Source organism: Bacteroides sp. f07, assembly GCF_042854785.1.
Taxonomy (GTDB): Bacteria; Bacteroidota; Bacteroidia; order Bacteroidales; family Bacteroidaceae; genus Bacteroides.
The window spans coordinates 1-18,996 of the sequence record NZ_BAABXI010000006.1 but is presented as its reverse complement, the minus strand read 5'-3'; the positions used below and the strand labels follow the sequence as shown (position 1 = coordinate 18,996).

General features: G+C 45.8%; 17 protein-coding genes and 1 pseudogene. 6 read left to right on the top strand and 12 right to left on the bottom strand.

The window, feature by feature from the left end; genetic code table 11:
- Positions 1-135 precede the first annotated feature (135 nt).
- The gene (locus ACGHVY_RS24755) at positions 136-1,356 is read left to right on the top strand and encodes a site-specific integrase (RefSeq protein ID WP_390597874.1); all 1,221 of its coding nucleotides are present in this window, start codon (positions 136-138) and stop codon (positions 1,354-1,356) included.
- A gap of 157 nt (positions 1,357-1,513) precedes the next feature.
- Here ACGHVY_RS24755 and ACGHVY_RS24750 read toward each other — a convergent pair whose 3' ends face one another.
- The 10 genes from ACGHVY_RS24750 to ACGHVY_RS24705 form a co-directional block, all read right to left on the bottom strand.
- Positions 1,514-3,403, bottom strand: coding sequence for a DNA topoisomerase (locus tag ACGHVY_RS24750; protein WP_390597872.1), 1,890 nt, complete (start codon positions 3,401-3,403; stop codon positions 1,514-1,516).
- A 209-nt stretch (positions 3,404-3,612) separates the two neighbouring features.
- A complete protein-coding gene (locus tag ACGHVY_RS24745; protein ID WP_390597870.1) occupies positions 3,613-4,482 on the bottom strand; it encodes a hypothetical protein in 870 nt (289 codons plus the stop codon).
- Positions 4,482-5,687, bottom strand: a complete 1,206-nt coding sequence (locus ACGHVY_RS24740) for a DUF6047 family protein (RefSeq protein ID WP_390597869.1) — start codon at positions 5,685-5,687, stop codon at positions 4,482-4,484. The genes ACGHVY_RS24745 and ACGHVY_RS24740 overlap by 1 nt, the downstream gene beginning before the upstream one ends.
- A gap of 11 nt (positions 5,688-5,698) precedes the next feature.
- A complete protein-coding gene (locus ACGHVY_RS24735) occupies positions 5,699-7,465 on the bottom strand; it encodes a DUF6047 family protein (RefSeq protein WP_250701626.1) in 1,767 nt (588 codons plus the stop codon).
- A gap of 21 nt (positions 7,466-7,486) precedes the next feature.
- Positions 7,487-8,581 (bottom strand): DUF6047 family protein, encoded by a 1,095-nt coding sequence (locus ACGHVY_RS24730; RefSeq protein ID WP_390597867.1) that lies wholly within the window; start codon positions 8,579-8,581, stop codon positions 7,487-7,489.
- 116 nt (positions 8,582-8,697) lie between these two features.
- Positions 8,698-8,916 carry a hypothetical protein gene (locus ACGHVY_RS24725; RefSeq protein ID WP_390597865.1) on the bottom strand — a complete coding sequence of 73 codons (219 nt, stop codon included), beginning with the start codon at positions 8,914-8,916 and terminating at the stop codon, positions 8,698-8,700.
- Positions 8,917-8,927: 11 nt separating this feature from the next.
- Positions 8,928-10,391, bottom strand: coding sequence for a DUF6047 family protein (locus tag ACGHVY_RS24720; RefSeq protein WP_390597863.1), 1,464 nt, complete (start codon positions 10,389-10,391; stop codon positions 8,928-8,930).
- Positions 10,392-10,395: 4 nt separating this feature from the next.
- On the bottom strand, positions 10,396-11,211 hold the full coding sequence (locus tag ACGHVY_RS24715; RefSeq protein WP_390597861.1) for a DUF6047 family protein: 816 nt from the start codon (positions 11,209-11,211) through the stop codon (positions 10,396-10,398).
- 4 nt (positions 11,212-11,215) lie between these two features.
- Positions 11,216-12,640: a DUF6047 family protein gene (locus tag ACGHVY_RS24710; protein ID WP_390597859.1), complete on the bottom strand. Its 1,425-nt coding sequence runs from the start codon at positions 12,638-12,640 to the stop codon at positions 11,216-11,218.
- Positions 12,641-12,644: 4 nt separating this feature from the next.
- Entirely contained in the window at positions 12,645-13,787 is a 1,143-nt protein-coding gene (locus ACGHVY_RS24705) for a DUF4099 domain-containing protein (RefSeq protein ID WP_347020537.1), read from the bottom strand.
- Positions 13,788-13,861: 74 nt separating this feature from the next.
- Between ACGHVY_RS24705 and ACGHVY_RS24700 the strand changes: the two genes are divergently transcribed.
- From ACGHVY_RS24700 to ACGHVY_RS24680, 5 genes are all read left to right on the top strand, one after another.
- Positions 13,862-13,993: a hypothetical protein gene (locus ACGHVY_RS24700; protein WP_262887391.1), complete on the top strand. Its 132-nt coding sequence runs from the start codon at positions 13,862-13,864 to the stop codon at positions 13,991-13,993.
- 117 nt (positions 13,994-14,110) lie between these two features.
- Positions 14,111-14,470: a M23 family metallopeptidase gene (locus tag ACGHVY_RS24695; RefSeq protein ID WP_287816410.1), complete on the top strand. Its 360-nt coding sequence runs from the start codon at positions 14,111-14,113 to the stop codon at positions 14,468-14,470.
- 16 nt (positions 14,471-14,486) lie between these two features.
- Positions 14,487-14,645: a hypothetical protein gene (locus tag ACGHVY_RS24690; RefSeq protein ID WP_008777106.1), complete on the top strand. Its 159-nt coding sequence runs from the start codon at positions 14,487-14,489 to the stop codon at positions 14,643-14,645.
- A gap of 571 nt (positions 14,646-15,216) precedes the next feature.
- A complete protein-coding gene (locus tag ACGHVY_RS24685) occupies positions 15,217-17,025 on the top strand; it encodes a reverse transcriptase domain-containing protein (protein WP_390597856.1) in 1,809 nt (602 codons plus the stop codon).
- A 148-nt stretch (positions 17,026-17,173) separates the two neighbouring features.
- The gene (locus tag ACGHVY_RS24680) at positions 17,174-17,899 is read left to right on the top strand and encodes a toprim domain-containing protein (protein ID WP_008777107.1); all 726 of its coding nucleotides are present in this window, start codon (positions 17,174-17,176) and stop codon (positions 17,897-17,899) included.
- A 113-nt stretch (positions 17,900-18,012) separates the two neighbouring features.
- On the opposite strand, the gene ACGHVY_RS24675 is transcribed toward ACGHVY_RS24680, so the two are convergent.
- On the bottom strand, positions 18,013-18,174 hold the full coding sequence (locus ACGHVY_RS24675; RefSeq protein WP_162832120.1) for a hypothetical protein: 162 nt from the start codon (positions 18,172-18,174) through the stop codon (positions 18,013-18,015).
- Positions 18,175-18,921 (bottom strand): annotated as a pseudogene (locus ACGHVY_RS24670) (DNA adenine methylase).
- Positions 18,922-18,996: the final 75 nt, after the last annotated feature.

Here is an 18,996-nt window from a genome sequence, read left to right as displayed (position 1 = left end):
GTGAAATCGGAGGACTTAAATTCCTCCAAATTTTAGTCCTCCGAATTGGTATTTTATTCGCTGATTGTCTGCATTTTACGTGATACTATTCATCGCTTCTAAAAGTAACTTTGAACCATTAAACTTTTAAAGTGTATGAGTATGAAAAGAAATTATTTTTCGGTCCTTTTCTACATCAAGAAGGCCAAATTATTGAAAAACGGAGAGGCTCCTATCTGTCTGAGAATAACCGTAAATGGGAAACGCGCGGAAATTCAAATCAAGCGTAGTGTGGAGATTGGTAAGTGGAATGCCCAAAGGGAATGTGCGATTGGTAAGGACAGAAAGCATCTGGAACTTAATCACTATCTGGAAACAGTACGTACCCGCGTACTTCGTATTCATCGTGAGTTAGAGCAGGATGATAAACCTATCACTGCTGAAATTCTGAAGAATTTATTCTATGGTGAGAGCCAAACTCCCAAGATGTTATTGGAAGTTTTCAAAGAACACAACACAAAGTATCGTGAGTTAATAGGGAAAGATGTGGTGAAAGCTACAGTGCTCCGTTATGAGAGAACCGTACGATATCTTGAGGAGTTCTTGAAAAAAGAATATCAATTAAACGATATTCCTCTTTACAATATCAACCATGAGTTCATATCCAATTTCGAATTCTTTATCAAAACAGAAAAAAATTGCGCACAGAATGCAACTGTTAAATATTTAAAGAACCTAAAGAAAATTATCATATTGGCACTTACAAATAAATGGATGACGGATAATCCATTCTCCGGAATCAGGTTCAAACAAACCCAATCTAATCGGGAGTTTCTCAGCGAAGAGGAACTACATATTATTATGGAAAAAAAATTTAAGATACCTCGTTTAGAAATAGTACGCGACATATTTGTTTTTTGCTGCCTGTCCGGATTAGCATTCACAGATATAAAACATTTACGTCCCGAGCATATTACAAAAGGTCCTAATGGGGAAAATTGGATTCGAAAGCCTCGTGAAAAGACAAATAACATGTGTCACATACCGCTGCTTGACATTCCCGCATTAATAGTTGAAAAATATAAGAACAATCCGATCTGTGTACAAAAGAACATGGTGCTTCCTGTACCTTGTAACCAACGGATGAACAGTTATTTGAAAGAAATTGCCGATCTGTGTGGAATTACTAAAAAGTTGACAACCCATGTGGCACGCCATACGTTTGCATGCATAGCTCTAGCAAATAAAGTGTCAATGGAAACAATCGCTAGAATGTTAGGACACTCAGACATACGAACCACAAAAATTTATGCAAAAGTTTTAGACACTACTGTTTCCAAAGAAATGGAAGTGATGAAGCATAAATTTGCCATATAAATAAGATATCAAAGGGGATGTCGTTTTTTGCGACCTCCCCTTGTTCGAAAGTTATATCCCTCTGAATCTAAACAAACACACGTCTCTTTATTGAGTGTTAGCTCCTAGTTCAGTTCATCTAGTATCTCATCTATTTCTTTTTTCATAAGCCAATGGACTATTTCTTTGGTTTATTATCCTTGAATGTAATATCAATCTTGTAGTTGTCATCCAATTCCAGCGAAGCTTCATATTTTTTCCCCTTCTTGCTGATAAACTTGAGATATCCGGTGCGCTTTCCCTGTAACAACAGGAGCATCTGGTTGTCCGTCAGTTCCCTGCCGTTGAAGGTCCGGAACAAAAGAAAAGCGCAATCGGGATCGCCACATTTGGCAACCTTATTGAAAACGGTAATCGTTTCTGCCCCACACTTGGGGCATCTGCAGTGCGGCAAGTCCGGACACTTGAGTTTCATGGCAAGCAGTTCGGACGTGATTTGCCGGGCGTAGGAGTTGATATTTTCCGTGAATGTTTTAGTGGATACTTCTCCGGTTTCGATTTCATGCAAGGCACATTCCCACTTTCCGGTCATGCTCACATTGGCAATCATCTTCTCTTTTACGATACCATATACTTCCAGTCCTTTAGGAGTGGGTATCAGTGAGCGTCCGCTTCTTTCCACATAATGTCTGGCAATGAGCAGTTCGATAATTCCAGCCCGTGTAGCCGGTGTGCCCAGCCCGGAGTCCTTCATCGCCTCCCTTTCTTTCTCATCGTTCAACTCCCTGCCACATCCTTCCATTGCCGCAAGCAGGCTTGCCTCGGTGAATATCGGTTGCGGCTTGGTTTTTCTGACCAACGTATCGCTGCCAAGAATAAGCAATGATTCTCCTTCCTGAAATTCCGGCAGAAGGTCTTCTTCTTTTTCATCCGGTCCATTGCAGATGTCTCTCCATCCCGGAATCTTGATTTGGCATCCCTTTATGCCGAACAGCACACTGTTGCAGTCCACTTGTATGGAAACCGTTTCTTTCAGGCATTTATCGGAGAATGCCTCCAGCATACGTCCGGCAATCATGGAATAGATATTCTGCTCGTCGAGGGAGAGATTCTGAGGAAAGTTCTCCGTAATGATTAATCCGTGGTGGTCTGTCATTTTACTATCGTTCACACAGTGGTGGTTCAAAGTCCGGTTACAGAGATTCTCCGCATGACGTGCAAAATGGGGATGTTGCTTCAGCAAAGCGATGAGAGAAGGAACCTGTTCAAAGATGTCCTCTGTAATATAACCGGATCCGGTACGTGGATACGAAATGTAGCCGAATTCATACAACTTCTGGGCAATGTTCAGCGTTTGTTCCGCGGTCAGTCCCAGTTTGGTGTTGGCACTCTGCTGCAGGGCAGTTAAATCGTAAAGTAGTGGAGCTTCTTCCGATACTTGCTTCTTTTCTACCTGCACCACTTTGGCTGTTTTCTCTTCATAGACCTTTTTACGAGCCATGTCAAGTTTCTGGGGTGTATCATACTTTTCGGCACAGGTCATTACAAGTTCTTCCCCCGCCTTTGTAGTCCGTAGTTGCAGTTGGTAATAAGGTTTGGCTACAAAATCCCTGTTGGCTAGATAGCGGCGGCAAATCATGGCAAGTGTCGGGGTCTGCACCCTGCCCAGGGAGTAATTGCTCTTTCCGGCAGCCATGCTTAACGCGAGGCTCGCATTAATACCTATCACGAAATCTGCTTCTCTCCGAGCTTTAGCGGAACGATACAAGTTGTCAAACTCCCCGCTTGATTTAAGGTTGTTAAACCCTTCCCGTATTGATTTTTCCGTGAGTGAGGATATCCACAGGCGTTTGGTTTCTTGGGTGTACCCCAGATATTCAAGGACATATCTGGCTATAAGTTCCCCTTCACGCGCTGCATCCGTACAAATGATCACACTATCGGTCTGATTCAATAATTTACGGATCACATCCAATTGTTTCAATGCCGACGGATCAGCCTTATAGCCCTCTTCTGTTTTTACCTGGCGAACAACCAGTTTGAACGGATCGGGAATAATCGGTAACATCTCCTTTTCCGCATGGATGATACCGTAATCAGAAGGCAGGGCCAATGCCAGCAGGTGGCCGTAAGTTCATGTAACGGCATACCCGTTTCCACTCAAATATCCTTCCTGTTTCTCCGTTGCGCCCAGAACTCGGGCGATGCTACGTGCCACGGACGGCTTTTCACAGATGCAAATCGTTTTCATCTTGGTTATCTTTTAATGTTGAATGACTATTTTATTTTTACACTCTTGGTCTTTGTCTTTCCCTTCCTCACCTTCTTCGGTTCTTTGGGTACGGAGAGTTTCTCTTTTTTCTCCGATACCTGTATGCCTTCCGTCAGATTCGGTACGGAGGTCTCCCTTGCCGGGAAACGGCTGATTAAATCCATAGAGAATCCGGTCATCCCGGCATCCAGTTTTACCAGGTCTGCCGGTTGGAGGTATTTCTCCCCGTTTTTTCTGGCTGCCAGCTCATACATGACCGTTTCACGCCCTTGCAGGATTCCTTCATAATTCTGGTAAGGGAGGTTCGATTCGGACAGGCCGTTCTGACGGAGCATCCCACAAATCTCATCGGGCGGCAATCCCCCGAACTTCCGGTCAAAGGGAGAAGATAGGATATATCTGTATGTCGCCAGGAGCTGTTTTTCGTGGCTCATATCGGGGCATCCTTCGTATCCCTGCAGTTGCTTTATCTTCTTTGCAATACTGCCAAGGCTCTTGAAAGTATTCCTGTCCCTATCCTGAAGAGGTATCCTGCCAATCCGAACCAGCTCCGTCTGGATGCGGTTCAGGTTGGATACTTCCCATTTATTCAACAGGCTACTGCGGTTGTTCAGGTACTCATCCCGGAGGATGGCAACCGGATTCCTCGTCTGGAGGAACAATCCGATCCGTTTTCCCCATGAGGGTTCGTGAAGGTTGGATGCACTCCAGCGGATCGTATTGAAACGATAGGCGTCCATGAATTTCCTGAAAGGGTTCCGGTTTGTGAACAGGTTCCTGAAAGTCTTCAGGAATGCTTTTCTTCCGGCATCCCTACGGCTGCGTGGTATCTCGTTTTCGGGAATGAATGTGTTATTTATCAATTCCATAAGCACTATAATTTTGGCTTCGCCTGCTTTTGGGGAGAAGCGTTTTTTGTCTTGACTTTTTTCTTTTCATTGTCACGTGGAGATTCGGGTTTGTTATGTAGTTTCACGGCTGTTTGGACCTGTATAGTATCCTTCGAAACTCCAACAGACTGGATTGTCCGTTGATAATCCTTCCGGACCCCATCCCGGTTTAACAGTGTCCCGGCCAATGACTTGGCTGCGTTTTGCAGTTCATCCATCTTCTGTTGAAAAGGATAATCCCGGCGCAGATCCTTTTGCCGGATAATCTCACGGATACTTTTCTCCACGGGTAAGAAATCCTTTTTATAGGCAAACGATTCGTCCGCCGGTAAATGGGCATATCCTCTGTCAGCTATATCCTGAAGAGTCATGATATTCCAGTTTCGGGCGGAGAGTTCCAGTGCGTTAGCCGTAATAAACCGGTCGAGGTTTTTCCCTGTAGGATGCATGTCGAAAGTGACGGACGGCTTGTAATTCGCCAAAATTTCCATTGCCGCTTGCGGCATGGAGGTTTGATTCCCGTTGGAGAGTTCCAGCATCCGGCGTGATACAGTTTCTATCCGGTAGATATTCAACGATTCCACATCCTGCAGAGAATTGGAGTAGAAGTTGTCCGCTATTGATTGCAGGTAATCCCTAAACCCTACTGTTCCTGATAGTCCGTCATTGAATACCCAGATACCTTGTTCCGTTTCAACGATGGTATAGAATTGTTTGGCCTGTTTCCCTGATACGACCTTTTCCATTGCATCCTCATACACAACAAAACGCTTATAGCCCAGTGAGTGGTCCAGTGCCTGGAAATTTGCTACCGTCAGTTCCTTTTGGCATGCTCTCAGGTAGGCCGCTTTCCGCAGAGGAACAGAATTGTTTTCTGTGATACCTCCGTGAGAAACGATGAAACGAAGGGCTTTTTCACTGTCTTTTACCGGCAGTTTGCTGGTGAAAGGAATGTCCTTGGCAGGTATTCCCTCAAAATGCAGCAAAAGGTTATCCGGCACCGTTTTCTGATCCATGGCTATCCGGGCGACAAGATCCATAAATACCGGAAAAGAGTCTTTATCCGTCGGGACATACGATACGACCATGACAGTCGATACCCGGTTATCTGGCAGCAACTCGATAAACAGGCTTTTCAAATCTTCTTTTTCGGTTAATCTGTCTTTTATTTTTTCCATCCATACAGGCATGACAATCAGTTTTAGATACGGGGATTATGTGACTTGTTACGACGGGGAACAGCCTTTTTCTTTTCCGATGTCGCCGGTCCGGTCAGTTGCAATGGCGGACAAGTCAGTTTATATGCCAGACCAAGTATCTTGTCAGCAAGTTGCTGCTGTCTGTTTTGGATATTATAGAATGCTTTTTCACTATATCCTTTTTGGGATTGAAGTTCGGACATTTCCTGATCCAGCGGTTTGAAATCACCTTTGTAGGCGAATTCTCTATAACTCTCATTGGAATTGAAATCTGCCGGCAGACCGTATTCCCGTATGAAGAGCAGATTGAATATCTCTGCATTCTTCGACGTTATCGATAAATGGTAATCTTCCGTGAATTGTTTGAAGGCATGATAAGTCGGTTCTATGGGATAGCCGCCTTTTTTCAGCAGTTCGGATTGCTCTATGGGATACAATGGCATTTTCGCCAATTCCCCATAGAAAGGATTGGATTGGAAAAAGCTCAGATGCTTCTGCATATAATGTTCCGTGCTATGGTTCGGATTGGAAATGTAGAATTCCCTGATCCGTTCCAGAGCCTGTACTTCCGGAGTGAAGAACCGGTCAGCCAGATATTGCAAATAGCATTGTTTGTAGACAGCTCCTTCATCCGTGGCAGGCAGGTAAACGGCACCTTTGGGAGTCTGTATGGAGATGACGGGCTCTATCTCTCTATTCTGCCGGTTATCCGGTGAAATTCCATAATCACGTTTTAAAATGTAGGCTGCCTGATCACGGATCAATGCTTTTACCTTCTCCTGTTCACCCTTGTTTTCTGCCGGAATATTCTGTAACGCATTAAACTGTGAGTTAAAAGAGTTCTTATGCATGAACGGAATTTGTCCGGTTATATAATCTATTCCATAAATTCCGGCTGTTTCTTGTAAAGACAGCAGCCGGAGTATCTGGGCATTTGCGATACTTGTGACTATTCCATAGGAGGACGCGAATTTGTCATAAGCGTCAAATGTCGGTTCTATGCGATGGCTCCTGTCCAGTCGTGCATTTCTCAAGATAGTCGCATCCAGATATTGCGCTTTATCCTGTATAAAATCGTTTGTATATAATGAGAAGGGATTGGTGGATGTCTGAAACGCCTTTATAGCCTCTACATTCTGATTAGCCAGTTTGTACAGGTTGACAAACTCCGGTTTATCTTCGTCCGTAATAAAAAAATGGTCGGCCAGATGTTGCATATAGGAATGGCAGCACATCTTTCCGTAACCGGAATATTCAAACAAAAGCACTCCTTTTGCGGTTTCTACAGCGGTCAGGGTTTCCGACGGATCATCATGGAGGGTATTCTGTGCCAATGCGAAACGTTTGGCCTCCGGTTGTACAAGTAGATGGTCCGCAAGCCCGCTGGATACCAGCATGGGCAGGCTTTTTTCTGCATCGCGTGAATAAAGGTATTCCAATCCTCTGAGTGGGACATTGTTCTGCATGCTTCCTCCGTTCTCACTGATAAATTTAGGTACCAGGCTGTTATCCTTGTCAAAGGGACGGATATCCGGGCAGATTACTCCTGAGGGAAACTGATAACGACACAAATCAAGATCAGGCAGGTGGCTTTGAACGAGAGATAGTTTGTACATTTCCCTTTGCCGCCGTAAATATTCGGTAAATCTTTGATTTGCCATCGATACTTCTTTCTCCGGTATCAGGTGTATTTCCAGTTGCCGGGGTTTTCCTTTGGAGTCCTGAGCAACAAAAAAATGAAGGATGAGTTCGGTATTTTTCTGTTTCATGTTTTTTCTTTTTATTAATGATTATAATTTGATTAATCCGGATTTCTTTCTTGCTTCTTTTTTCGCCTCCTTCTTTTCCGGTTTGGAAGGTTCGTATCCCCGGACATTGTATTCTGTTTGCAAGATTCTTCCGGCCACATCCTTTGCCGTTTTTTGGAGGGCCTCGGAAAGTGGTGAATGCTCCGATTTTTTCAAGTAGGAGTGCGTCAGTTTATCCAGTATTTTCTCAAAGCTGTTTTCATGGATAAACCCGTAGCCGAGTTTGGAGATGTCAATGCCATTCTTGTAGATTTCATCCAGACGGGCAATATCCGTCATGAGTTCGCTTCTATCCAGATTGAACCTGCTTAAGAAATTATCATAATCGCTTTTGTCGGGTTTCATGAAACACCGGACGGATGGAGAATGGTCTTTCATGAGATCCTTTGGATAATAGACAGCTTCCGAGGGGATGAAACAGTGTGGCATCTCCGGTGTGAACATGGCGGCGCATTGTCTGGAATCTTCCACTATGATATTGTTGGCGGTGCTGAAATAATAGATATCAAGGGAGTCAACACCTCTCAATGCTGATGAGAAATAATTGTCTGCCAGATATTGCAGATACCGTTCCATGCAGTGGATTCCCCTTCCGGTATCATCGAATAAAAGCACACCGTTCCCGCTTTGTATGGCGGTAACGGTTCTCTCCCGGGTATTGTCCATCTTTTCCGAATGATAGTGTATGTATGCCTCCAGTACTTTTGCTGTGTCGGCACTGTCATTTATCCTTTCCAGCAGAGCAACCGTATCAAACATGTGTATGGGTAATCCCCCTGCAGAGATTTCATGGGCGAAAACAAGACTTCTGAGCGAAATGGAAGGGAGTTCCTCCAATTCCCCGTTATACATGACTTCATGTATGACGGAAGGAATATCCATATCGATGTCTTTGTCCATTTGGAGACAATAGATGGTTTCTTCCGGGATATAGGTCCCGCCCAGTGCGAGTTCCGCCTGCTCCCTCAGGTAATTGCCGCACAGCATATCCTGGTTCTCTCCGGATATATGGCTGTAATCAACCACTTTGCCCAGTCCGTCGTTTACATTAAAAAGAATGGTATCGTTTGTATTCATATTCTTCTGATTTATAAAGTGAATGATGAAGAGAGTTTACGCCCTTTCGACGGGCCGGTAGCTTTTTCATTTTTTATCTTATGCTCCACCTCCTGCTTTTCCTCCAAGTCTATGGCTCATGGAAAACAGACCATGATCTTTTCCGGGCAGCAAAGGGAGATTCTTTTTTGCTTCATGGATTCGTCATCCAGCCGGATGCAGACAAAATAGTCCATCTCTCCTTTTCCAGTTTCCTTGCTGGTGATGACTTTCCCTTTATAGGGAATGGGGGCCTGTTCTTCCGGATCGTTCTCTACAATCCATGCCCCGATATAAATCTGACTTTTGGGTATCATATTTCCTGTTATTATTTTAAACGGTTGGTCTTTCGTTTTTGGTTCTCCGGCTTTTTGACGGCCCTCGGCTTTTTATTTATATCCGTGGGTAGCGGATGGAGAAGTCCCTCTTTCAAGGTATAGGTCTTGACGGGAAAAGGCTCGGATGAGTTCTTCATCCGGTTCTGACCGAAGTCCGCCATGCAGTATTGCAGGTGTCTGACCGCTTCCCGGTTGTTCTCCGGGATATAAAGCGCATAACCGGAAGACAATACTGATTTCTGCACGTCATTCAGCCTCCGGTTCCCCACAGTAAATTCCACCATCGGATCATCCAGCATGTTCTTGAGGGAACGGTGCCCCCTCACATCGAAATCCCTTTTCAGAATGCTGTCGGCGGCCTCCCGGATTTCCATGGAGGCTTGTTTGAATTCCTTCCTATCGAAATCAGCCGCTGATCGTACCTGCGTTATCCTTTCGAGTTTCCGGGCAACTGGCAGTAGCTCCTTAAAGTAGGTGAACGGCTGCTCATGAATATTCATATAACCGTTCTTCATCACGGTCAGCAGCCGGTAAATATCCCGGTTGGAAGGGATGATTTGCGCACGTACGTCCGGATCGAAATGGAATTTGTCAGCCAGTTCCATAAATCCGTCAGCCGTCGTTTCCATCGGGCTGTAAAATAGAGGAGTCAGCCCATTAATAAACTTGTCCGGCAATTTGGATTGGGGCACGTGGTTCTCACGCTGGAATTCAAAAGAATTATTCAGCTGCCGGGCATGGTCGATCCGGTAGGATGCGTCAATATGGGCTGCCAGCTCTTCCGTTACATACGGATATTCATAGACACCCAGATGGCCGATGTCGTAATGCGGATCGAAGTAATGGTCGATGATATGCTGCAAACATTCCCTGAATCCTTCTTTTCCGATTTCATTGCCGGAGAATATCAGATACCCGAAGTCATTCTCCACCACTTTCAGCGGTGTCCGGAAATTCGCCTCTCCCCGGTAGATTTTCTGCCTTTCGTCCTGGGATCTGCGGAAACTCATATAATCGGCTTCCTGCACGAAAGACTTTTTCAGGATGCTGCAATCGGTATCTCCTTTATATCTGAAGCAGTAGACAGCGTCCGAGAGTGAGATCTGACGGGAAGGGTACTGGAAGCTCCGCTGCAAGTAAGGCAACAGCTCCTGCCGGATATACTTGTCCAAAGGCATGTGTGTATCCGGTGACGGCACATCCCTCATCCAATTCAGGTCATACCGTACCATCTCCACATCCGGCACATACGTACAGCTTTTGACTTCGTTGACATTGTCCGACAGGAACTTATGAAAGGCGGCATCCGTTACCTCCCTTTGGTTTCCTTCGACGAACCTGAGTGAGTTGCCCGGTAACGGTGTATAATGGTGATACCGGTCTATCGCAATGAATATGCTGCCCGGTCTTTCGGGATCGAAAAATGAATTTTCCATTTGGTCTCTCTTGTCCATGTTTCTACAGTTTAGGGTGGGTGCTTTTTTTCTTTTTCACGTCCCGCTTTTTATCCAAAGCCTTTTCGATAACTGCTTTCACCTTGAATACCTGCTTGTTTGCAGGCGGTTCTTTAGAGAATACGATCCGGGAGAAATCCCCATTCACCCATGCATAGGAATGGGACGGGTTGTCCCTTGCCTCTGCGGGCAGAAAGAGCACATGTCCCGCCTGCAATACCTGCCGGTGAGGGGTAAAGAGGCGAACACCGTCTACCATGACACTGTCCATCGGGTCACTGAGAATCCTTTCGACCGTCCGGTGTCCGCGTACGTCGTAGAACCGCTTGAGGAGTTTATCCAGCTCGTCCTTATCACGGCTGTTTTCCTCTATCTGTTCACGTATTTCCGGTGTCGCGGGTCGACGGGAGAGTTCGGTAACTGTGCGTTCCTTGTCCGCCATCGCATCCAGCGCATCAATAATATTACAGTTGCGGTGGCTGATGTCACAGTGCGCAGTGTGGCAGAAACTGCGGAAATCTTCCGGGGTAGGCTTCATCTCATTACGGTATGCCAGCTCCATCTTTGGGAGTCTGTCCATCTTCAGGTAAGGATATTCAGTGAACAGGTTCCCGCCCGGATTGACAGACGGCCCCTGTCGGAGGATGCTTTCTGCCCTGTAAACATGAACGGGACCGAGGTTGAAATGGGGATCAAAGTAATGGTCCGCCACAAGCTGCAGGAATTTCCGCATGTTTGCCTGCCCTTCCGCCGTATGGGTGAAGAACAAAAAGCCGTCAGCGGTTTCTATGGCTGTATAGGATTGTTCGGGTTGCTTCATAATTTTATAATTTAGGGGAATTGTTCTTTTTCGTTTTTGTTTCTTTTTTCAAAGCGGCGGTATATGGGATGATTCTGCCGTTTTTCTCCTGATACACAGCTTTACCTGCCGGAGATTTGGAGTATGCCATTACCCGGTTACATTTCTTGTCGGCATGGAGAAAGTGCAAACCGGGCATTGATTCGGAGATTTTGGAAGAGTAGATCCATTTGCCTTCCAGAAGGGCTTGTCTCATGGCCTGGCTGGCATCGGCTCCCCCAATGAGAAACGGAACGCTTTTGTCATTCAGTGCCCTTTCCAATGTACGGTGTCCCCTTACATCGAATTCCGTTTGGAGAATATTCTCCGCTTTTTGGCGCATTTCATCCAGCACATCGGCCAAATTCAGACCGGAGGATTGTCCGTTGATGCAGTTGTCTATCCGGGTGACATACTCTTGAAATACATTCCAGCATCCGAAAGCCGGATCAGCCACAAGGTCACGCTTGAATCCGTTTTCTATCAAATACAGCAGTTTGCTGATATCCGCATTGTTACGGTTTGCAGGGCATCCGGCAAATTCTGTCAGGCGAAGGAATTCAGAAGCGGTCGGCTCCATATTCGTTTCAAATGTCTGCCTCCACCGGTTCCGGTCACGGAAAGCATCTTTTGAGAAGATGGTTTCATCAAAGTCATATTCCCCTTTCCCGTTTTGAGGGTTCTTCCGGTAACAGGCATCCACCAAGGGACAGATATCATCGGACAGCCTGTTGACCTGGTATTGCCTGACGGGACCGGGTTCACTATGGACCCGGAAATAGTTGTCGGATAGTTGCTGATAAAAATTTTTTAATCCATCCCGTCCAGTTTGGGTATCACTGAAGAACAGGATTCCTTTGGAAGTTTTCACAGCATGCAAGGGTAATTTATAAACCGGGTTATAGTCATATCGGACAGCCCGTTCATCCTGCTTCCTGTGAAACTGGAGCAGCCCATCCAATTGCTCTGCCGTCAACTTGGGTAGCTCGCCGGATTCCATGAGGATGTCGCTGCGTGACTGTGCAAACAGTACATTCCTCAGATTGGTGCTTATCAGGGGAACCAGTCCCTTCTCACGGACATAGGGCAGAAAGAACCGGTTGATATATTCTTTCTTGGCAATATCCCCTGTAAGGACAGGCACATCCGTCATTTTCGGGAATGAATAGATTTCCAGACGGGTATCCGGTACAAAAGCGGCATATTTGGCTTTTATCGTTTCCCGGCTGAACAGAGCCATGAATGTATAAACAGGGTCTTGCCTGTCGGGATCGGCAGAATAGAGTATATAGGAGGATTCCGCATGAGGTTTCTCCTTGCCGGTTTCATAACCGACAAGAAGATAGCCTTCACCGTCTTTCTTGAAAAGCTCGTCCAGCTGCTTGGGGTCATCAGAAAGATAGGCTGCCATATTATTACATTTTAGGGATTATGGACGGCTTGCGGGTACGTGTTTTCTTTTCCGCTTGCCGGGAGGCTTCTTCCTTTTTCAAAGGCTTCCCGGCTATTTGTACCGGCCCGTTTGTCTGCTGCTCACCGTTGCTGACCTGCTGTTGTATCTGTTTCTGCCCCTCTTCCAGCTTCTTGGTGCTTCTTTCCCAGAGGAATTCAACACCCCGCTCGGCGGCACTCATCTGAATGGATGTGGTATAATAGTTCCCGTTATTGGACTTGAAACGGATAGGCACTTCCTCTCCACGTAAGGCGGCTTCATATTCTGATGGGGAAAGCGTATAATCTTTTACCTTGCGGGGAACGCGTACCTGCTCTACGGGCATGTGAAACAATTCATTCGTTACCGGGTCTTTGGAAAGGTAGCAGGGCCTGGTTTCCTTGGTGCGGTAATCAATGACCATGTCGACTGTTTTACCCAGGTTGCCGGTCTGGTTTAATGTCTTGAGATCGTCCTCCGTCAATGTGTATCCCCTGTAATCTTCACCCACTTTGGGAGCCTGACGGATATAATGGATGTCAAACTTGACCACACCGTTCTCATCACGGAACAGGGAGAGTTTAGCATCACCACTTTCACGACCCAGCTCGGAAGGTTTGGCTATATGGAAGGCTACAGCGGAAGATTTCCCTTGCAACATCCTTTCAAGACTGTCCTTCGAATTTTTCAGGACATCCGGGGTAATGCCATATCTGGCAGCCTGTTCCCAATTGATTTCCCGTTCATTATAACGGTGGTTGTTATACACCCTGGTCGAAGCCAGCTCTTTTCTTACCGCTTCGTTCTGTGGTAGCTGCGCTGCCTCTATTTTTTCTTTGGCCTGCTCTACAGGTGTTTCTTTCGGGATGTTGTACAAGGAGTAACGTCCCGGATTGTTGTAATGGTAGAGAAAGTTCTTTCCGAAGTTGGTGAAGAAGTTACCTCTCTGGTCCACCTTGATGAACTGGCCTTTGTCCGCTTCATTGGCTTCGAGCGTTTCCAGTTCGCCATTCGCTGCGATTCCTTTTACTCCTTTGGCTTTCTGCTCTTTCTTGTCATATGCCATCAGATACCCGTGTTCCTGAGTTGCTCCGTTGTTTTCAGGGGCTAAGTTTACATTGTCCATATACGTTAATTTTAAAGATTAATGAATCATTTGCAAGGGTAAAATTACTATCTTTGCCATTAAATAAATTGATTATGAAGAAGTTGTCATTGATTGTCATGTTCTGTCACTTATTGTCATGTCCGGCTTTTACACAATCCCCGTCGAAGGAGTTCAGAAGCGGACTCAGTTCAATCATCTGCCGTATCCATTCCGCCCGGCAGTGAAAATCTTTCGTATGAAACAGCCGGTTGCCGGTAACCGTACTGGCTGATTATCCTATTATATTCCCCTTGAATGAGAGCCGGAGGAGGTTTGCCCTCTCTTCCGGTTTCGGAATAAGGATGCATCCGGTGAGAAAGAAAAGGGTACTCCATGCCGGAGTGGATATAGCCGCACCTTATGGCACGCCGGTCTATGCTTCGGGAAACGGGAAGGTCGTTGAAGCCCGGTACAGCAGCAGTTACGGCTGGTACGTCGAAATCAGGCATGCGGGTGGCTTTTCCACGCTGTATGCGCACTTAAGTAAATTGTACGTGAAAAAGGGAAACGTTGTCCACATGGGGCGGCGTATCGGCAATGTCGGGCATACCGGTATCGCGACCGGCAATCACCTGCATTTTGAACTGAGAAAAAACGGGAAGCCGCAGAATCCCCTGCAATGGGTGATACTGAGGGATTCACGTTATAAAAAGAGCCATTAATCCAATTCGTTATACAATGAATATTGAAGAAGCTAAACGCATTCCGTTGGAGGATTATCTCCGGCGCATGGGATTTTCCCCGGTCAGACAACACGGGGACAGTATCTGGTATTGTTCTCCTTTCCGTGAGGAGAAGACACCTTCTTTCAAGGTGAGCACATCCCGCAACCTATGATATGATTTCGATGCGCCCATATAGGCTACACAATAAATATCTCTATGGCAAGAGATTAGGTTAGAGTTCAACAGACCTATCCTCAACGACTTAGCTGGAGGAGAAATCCAAAGGTGACAAAAGCATTTCGGTAAAGTCATTAGTCAGCTAAATACCAAGCTGCGACTGCATGGCGAGAGGAAAAGACAGACACAAGGATGAAGCCTGATTGGTTGAACGATAGTTCTGCTGCACACGTACCAGCCCCGACGAAAGGTATTTGATTCACGTCGGGCTGAAGCACCCCATGTAAACCGAAATTACAATGGGGCAGGAACTGGCTTCAGAGCAACCACAATAAGTGGAATAGGAACGTAAGTCGCATCCGACAGTCTGCCGAGCCAAACAGTTATTGTGAAAGCAAATGGGGATTCCCTAAATCAGAATGCCGTAAGGCTATGGGCATAGGACCCTGAATATCTGACATGGGAACGGAGCTTCCGTAGTAGTCCGAGCAAGGGAAAGCCTTGTACATGGCGAAGGGAAGCAGTTAGATAACTTAATACAAACAATGGAAAATGTGCGAGACATTATGAGAAGTCCTGAGCAAGTATTAAAAGCTTTAAACAAGCATGGTAAAGTTTCGGATTACAAGTTCGAAAGGCTGTACCGTATCTTATTCAATGAGGAGATGTTTCATGTTGCTTACCAGCGTATTTACGCCAAACCAGGCAATATGACACCCGGTACGGATGGGAAAACCATCAATCGGATGAGTCTTCAAAGAATAAACAAAGTCATTGCATCTTTGAGAGATGAGTCTTACAAGCCTAATCCGGCAAAAAGGATATACATACCCAAGAAAAACGGTAAGAAAAGACCGCTTGGAATTCCTTCCTTTGAGGACAAACTTGTACAGGAGGTGGTGCGCATGATTCTTGAAGCCGTCTATGAAGAGGTGTTTGCAAACACCTCACATGGATTCAGACCAAACAGAAGCTGCCATACCGCATTGACCCATATCCAAAAGACATTCACAGGTACAAAATGGTTTGTGGAAGGAGACATTAAAGGATTCTTCGACAACATAGACCACAATGTATTGATTGCAACTTTGCGGAAACGGATTGCCGATGATAGATTTCTAAGGCTCATCCGCAAGTTGTTGAATGCGGGATATATTGAAGACTGGAAGTTTCATAATACAAACAAGGGAACTCCACAAGGCGGTAATATCAGTCCTATACTGGCAAACATTTATCTTGATAATTTTGACAAGTATATGGAAGAATACGCCCTACGCTTCAATAAGGGAAAAGAAAGACACATCACCAAAGAATACAAGCAACTCAGCGATAAGATGCAACGCATCCTTAAAAGCATCAAGAACATACAGGATGCAGATGTCAGATTACAGCTTAGGGATGAGTATGAGAAACTGAGACGTGAAAGGCAAAAGATTGAGAGCAGAGACAGTATGGATGAAACATACAGAAGGCTTCGATACGTAAGATACGCAGATGATTTCCTCATAGGTGTTATCGGAAGCAAGGCAGAGTGCGTTAAAATCAAGTCGGACATTACCAAGTATATGGAAGAAAACCTCAAGTTGGAACTGTCACAGGAAAAGACATTGATAACAAACGCACAAAAGCCCGCGAAATTTCTTGGCTTCGATGTTTCAGTCCGTAAGTCTGATGCTGTCAAGCGGGACAAGAACAATGTGCCAGCCCGTTATTACAACGGTAAGATAGTCCTAAAGGTCGCCATAGAAACGGTGCGGAACAAACTGGAAGAATACAGCGCCATCAGATACAAGGTAGAAAATGGCCGACAAGTTTGGTTTGCAAAGTTCAGAGGCAATCTTATGAAGAAGAAAATCGAGGACATAGTGGCGGCATATAACTCTGAAATCAGAGGGTTCTACAACTACTACTGCATTGCCAACAACGTGGCATACGCGCTCTCAAAGTTTGGATACATCATGGAGTACAGTATGTACCATACCATTGCAGGAAAAACCAATAGCACTGTAAGCAAAGTCATTGACAAATATAAGGTTGGGAATGACATTATAGTGCCATATCAGGATGCAAAAGGTAAATTACGGTACAGGAAATTCTATAATGAGGGATTCAAACGTAAACCACCAATGTACTATACGGAGGTAAACGACTTATCCTACACAATCGCAATTCCACAGCCGACGCTTACTGAGCGATTGGATGCGAGAACATGTGAATTATGTGGAAAAGTCGGGCCTGTAGTCATGCGTCATGTCAGAAAGCTAAATCAGCTTAAAGGAAAAACTGAATGCGACAGGCTGATGCTTGAAAAGCATAGGAAGACATTGGTTGTCTGTGAAAAGTGTTATGCCAAAATACACAGCCATGCTAAATAAAGTCATGTTATCAACGGAGAGCCGTATGCGTGGAGACATGCAAGTACGGTTTGGGGGCAGGTACGGGAAAACCTACTGCCGAAAGGCAGTAAGGCGTTCTGTACCGAGCCTACGTATCGGACAAGGAGGGGACATCATCACCCTGACGATGGAGCTACAAAAGACGAAGAATATCTCTTATGCATTAAAAGCGATAGAGGGACATTTCCCGGCTGCTTTCCGGCCTGCCGCCTCTGTCAGGAAGCCGGAGCCGCAGGCTGCCGGTTACCGGCAGGTACGCGTTGATCCGCTGACGAACCCGGTCTTGCTGGATTATCTCAAGGAAAGAGGTATTTTAGCCGAAATTGCCCGGAAGACTTGCAAGGAAGTGCATTTCGAGAACAAGGGCAAATGGTATTTTGCCGTGGCCTTTGCCAACCGGAGCGGCGGGTATGAGATCCGCAACAAATACCTGAAAGGGAGCATCTCTCCCAAGGAGATTACACATATTAAAAACGGCGGCGACCATTGTATCGTAGTCGAAGGTTTCATGGACTACCTGTCATACCTCACACTCAAATCAATGCGCCCCGGCAGCGGGCAGCCTGCCGATTATATCGTATTAAATTCGGTCAGCAATGTAGACAAGGCTATCCCGATATTAAAAGAATATAAGAGTGCTTTCTGTCTACTGGATAATGATCCTGCAGGAAAGCAAGCATTCTGCCAAATGACAGAAGCCGGATGTCCGGTTAAGGACAAGTCGGACTGTTATGCGGAATATAATGACCTGAATGATTACCTGCTGGGAAAGAAGATGGTTCCGGAGAACCGGCAACGCCATGCCGGAAACACTTCCACCAAGGAAAGGTCGCAAACGAAACAGCACGGTTGAAAATTATAACAAAGCTGTCACCGCTTAAAGCATAAAAAGAGGGCCAAATCCGGTTAAACAGATTTGGCTCTCTTTATTATTTCAGCCTCCGGTTAACTTCCGGATAGCTGTTTTTAGTAATTTCTAATCAGCAGCTCGTTGACCGTTTCCCTCTTCTCGGCAATGGAGCAAATGGAACGGAAGATACTGATCCGCTGGATATGGAAACCGGCATAGAGGTCGTCGAAGAAGGTATTCTCCGGATTCTTCTGCCGGGGATCGGAGTTGGAAAGCATTCATTTGCCACCCGCGTCGTCTATTTCCTTACAGAAATCTGCCAGGGCGACCTGCTCTTCGTCCCCGAAGTCCTGCGGCATATACGAGGTACAGGCATTACTCTCATTGACCGGCTTGTAAGGCGGGTCAAAATAAAAGAGGGATTTGGTTCCGATGTACTTTCCGGTCTGCCGGTAGTCACCGTCCAGAATAATGACATCCTGCAACAGTTTATGGTTAAAGCGGATCAGTTCCTCTTCCAGTAGTTTCACCCTTCCACCGAAACCGAAGGTGACGGACAGCTTTCCCTTGCGGTTCACGGAGTAGATGCCGTTATAGCAAGTGCGCATAAAGAAGATAAACAGGGCTGCACGGGTGATGTTATCCGGGGTACCTTCATTGTAATAGGTACGTTTCTCCATGAAGTAGGCTTTTCTTCGGGCATGTTCTTCCAATGCGATGTATTCCTCCTGTATCCGGGCAAGCACCCCGATCAACTCTTCCGGGGATTCCTTGATGACGCGGTAGACATTGACCAGGCTCTCGTTGGAATCATTGATGACGCAGCGGATTTCAGGATAGGTTTGTCTTATTCAGAAGAACAGGGCACCGCCGCCGACAAACGGTTCTACGTATGTATCCATCTGCCCGAAGTCTTTCGGAAGCGATTCGATCAGTACGGGGAGCAGTCTTCTTTTACCTCCCACCCAAGGGAAGCAGGGCTTTCCCGGCAGACCAGCCGGAGAACTTTTCTTTACTTTTTCCATGTTTACAACATTTAAATGATTAATAAATTATATAGGGATTATTCATCTTCTGCCGTTTCCAGCAGGTGTTTCAGA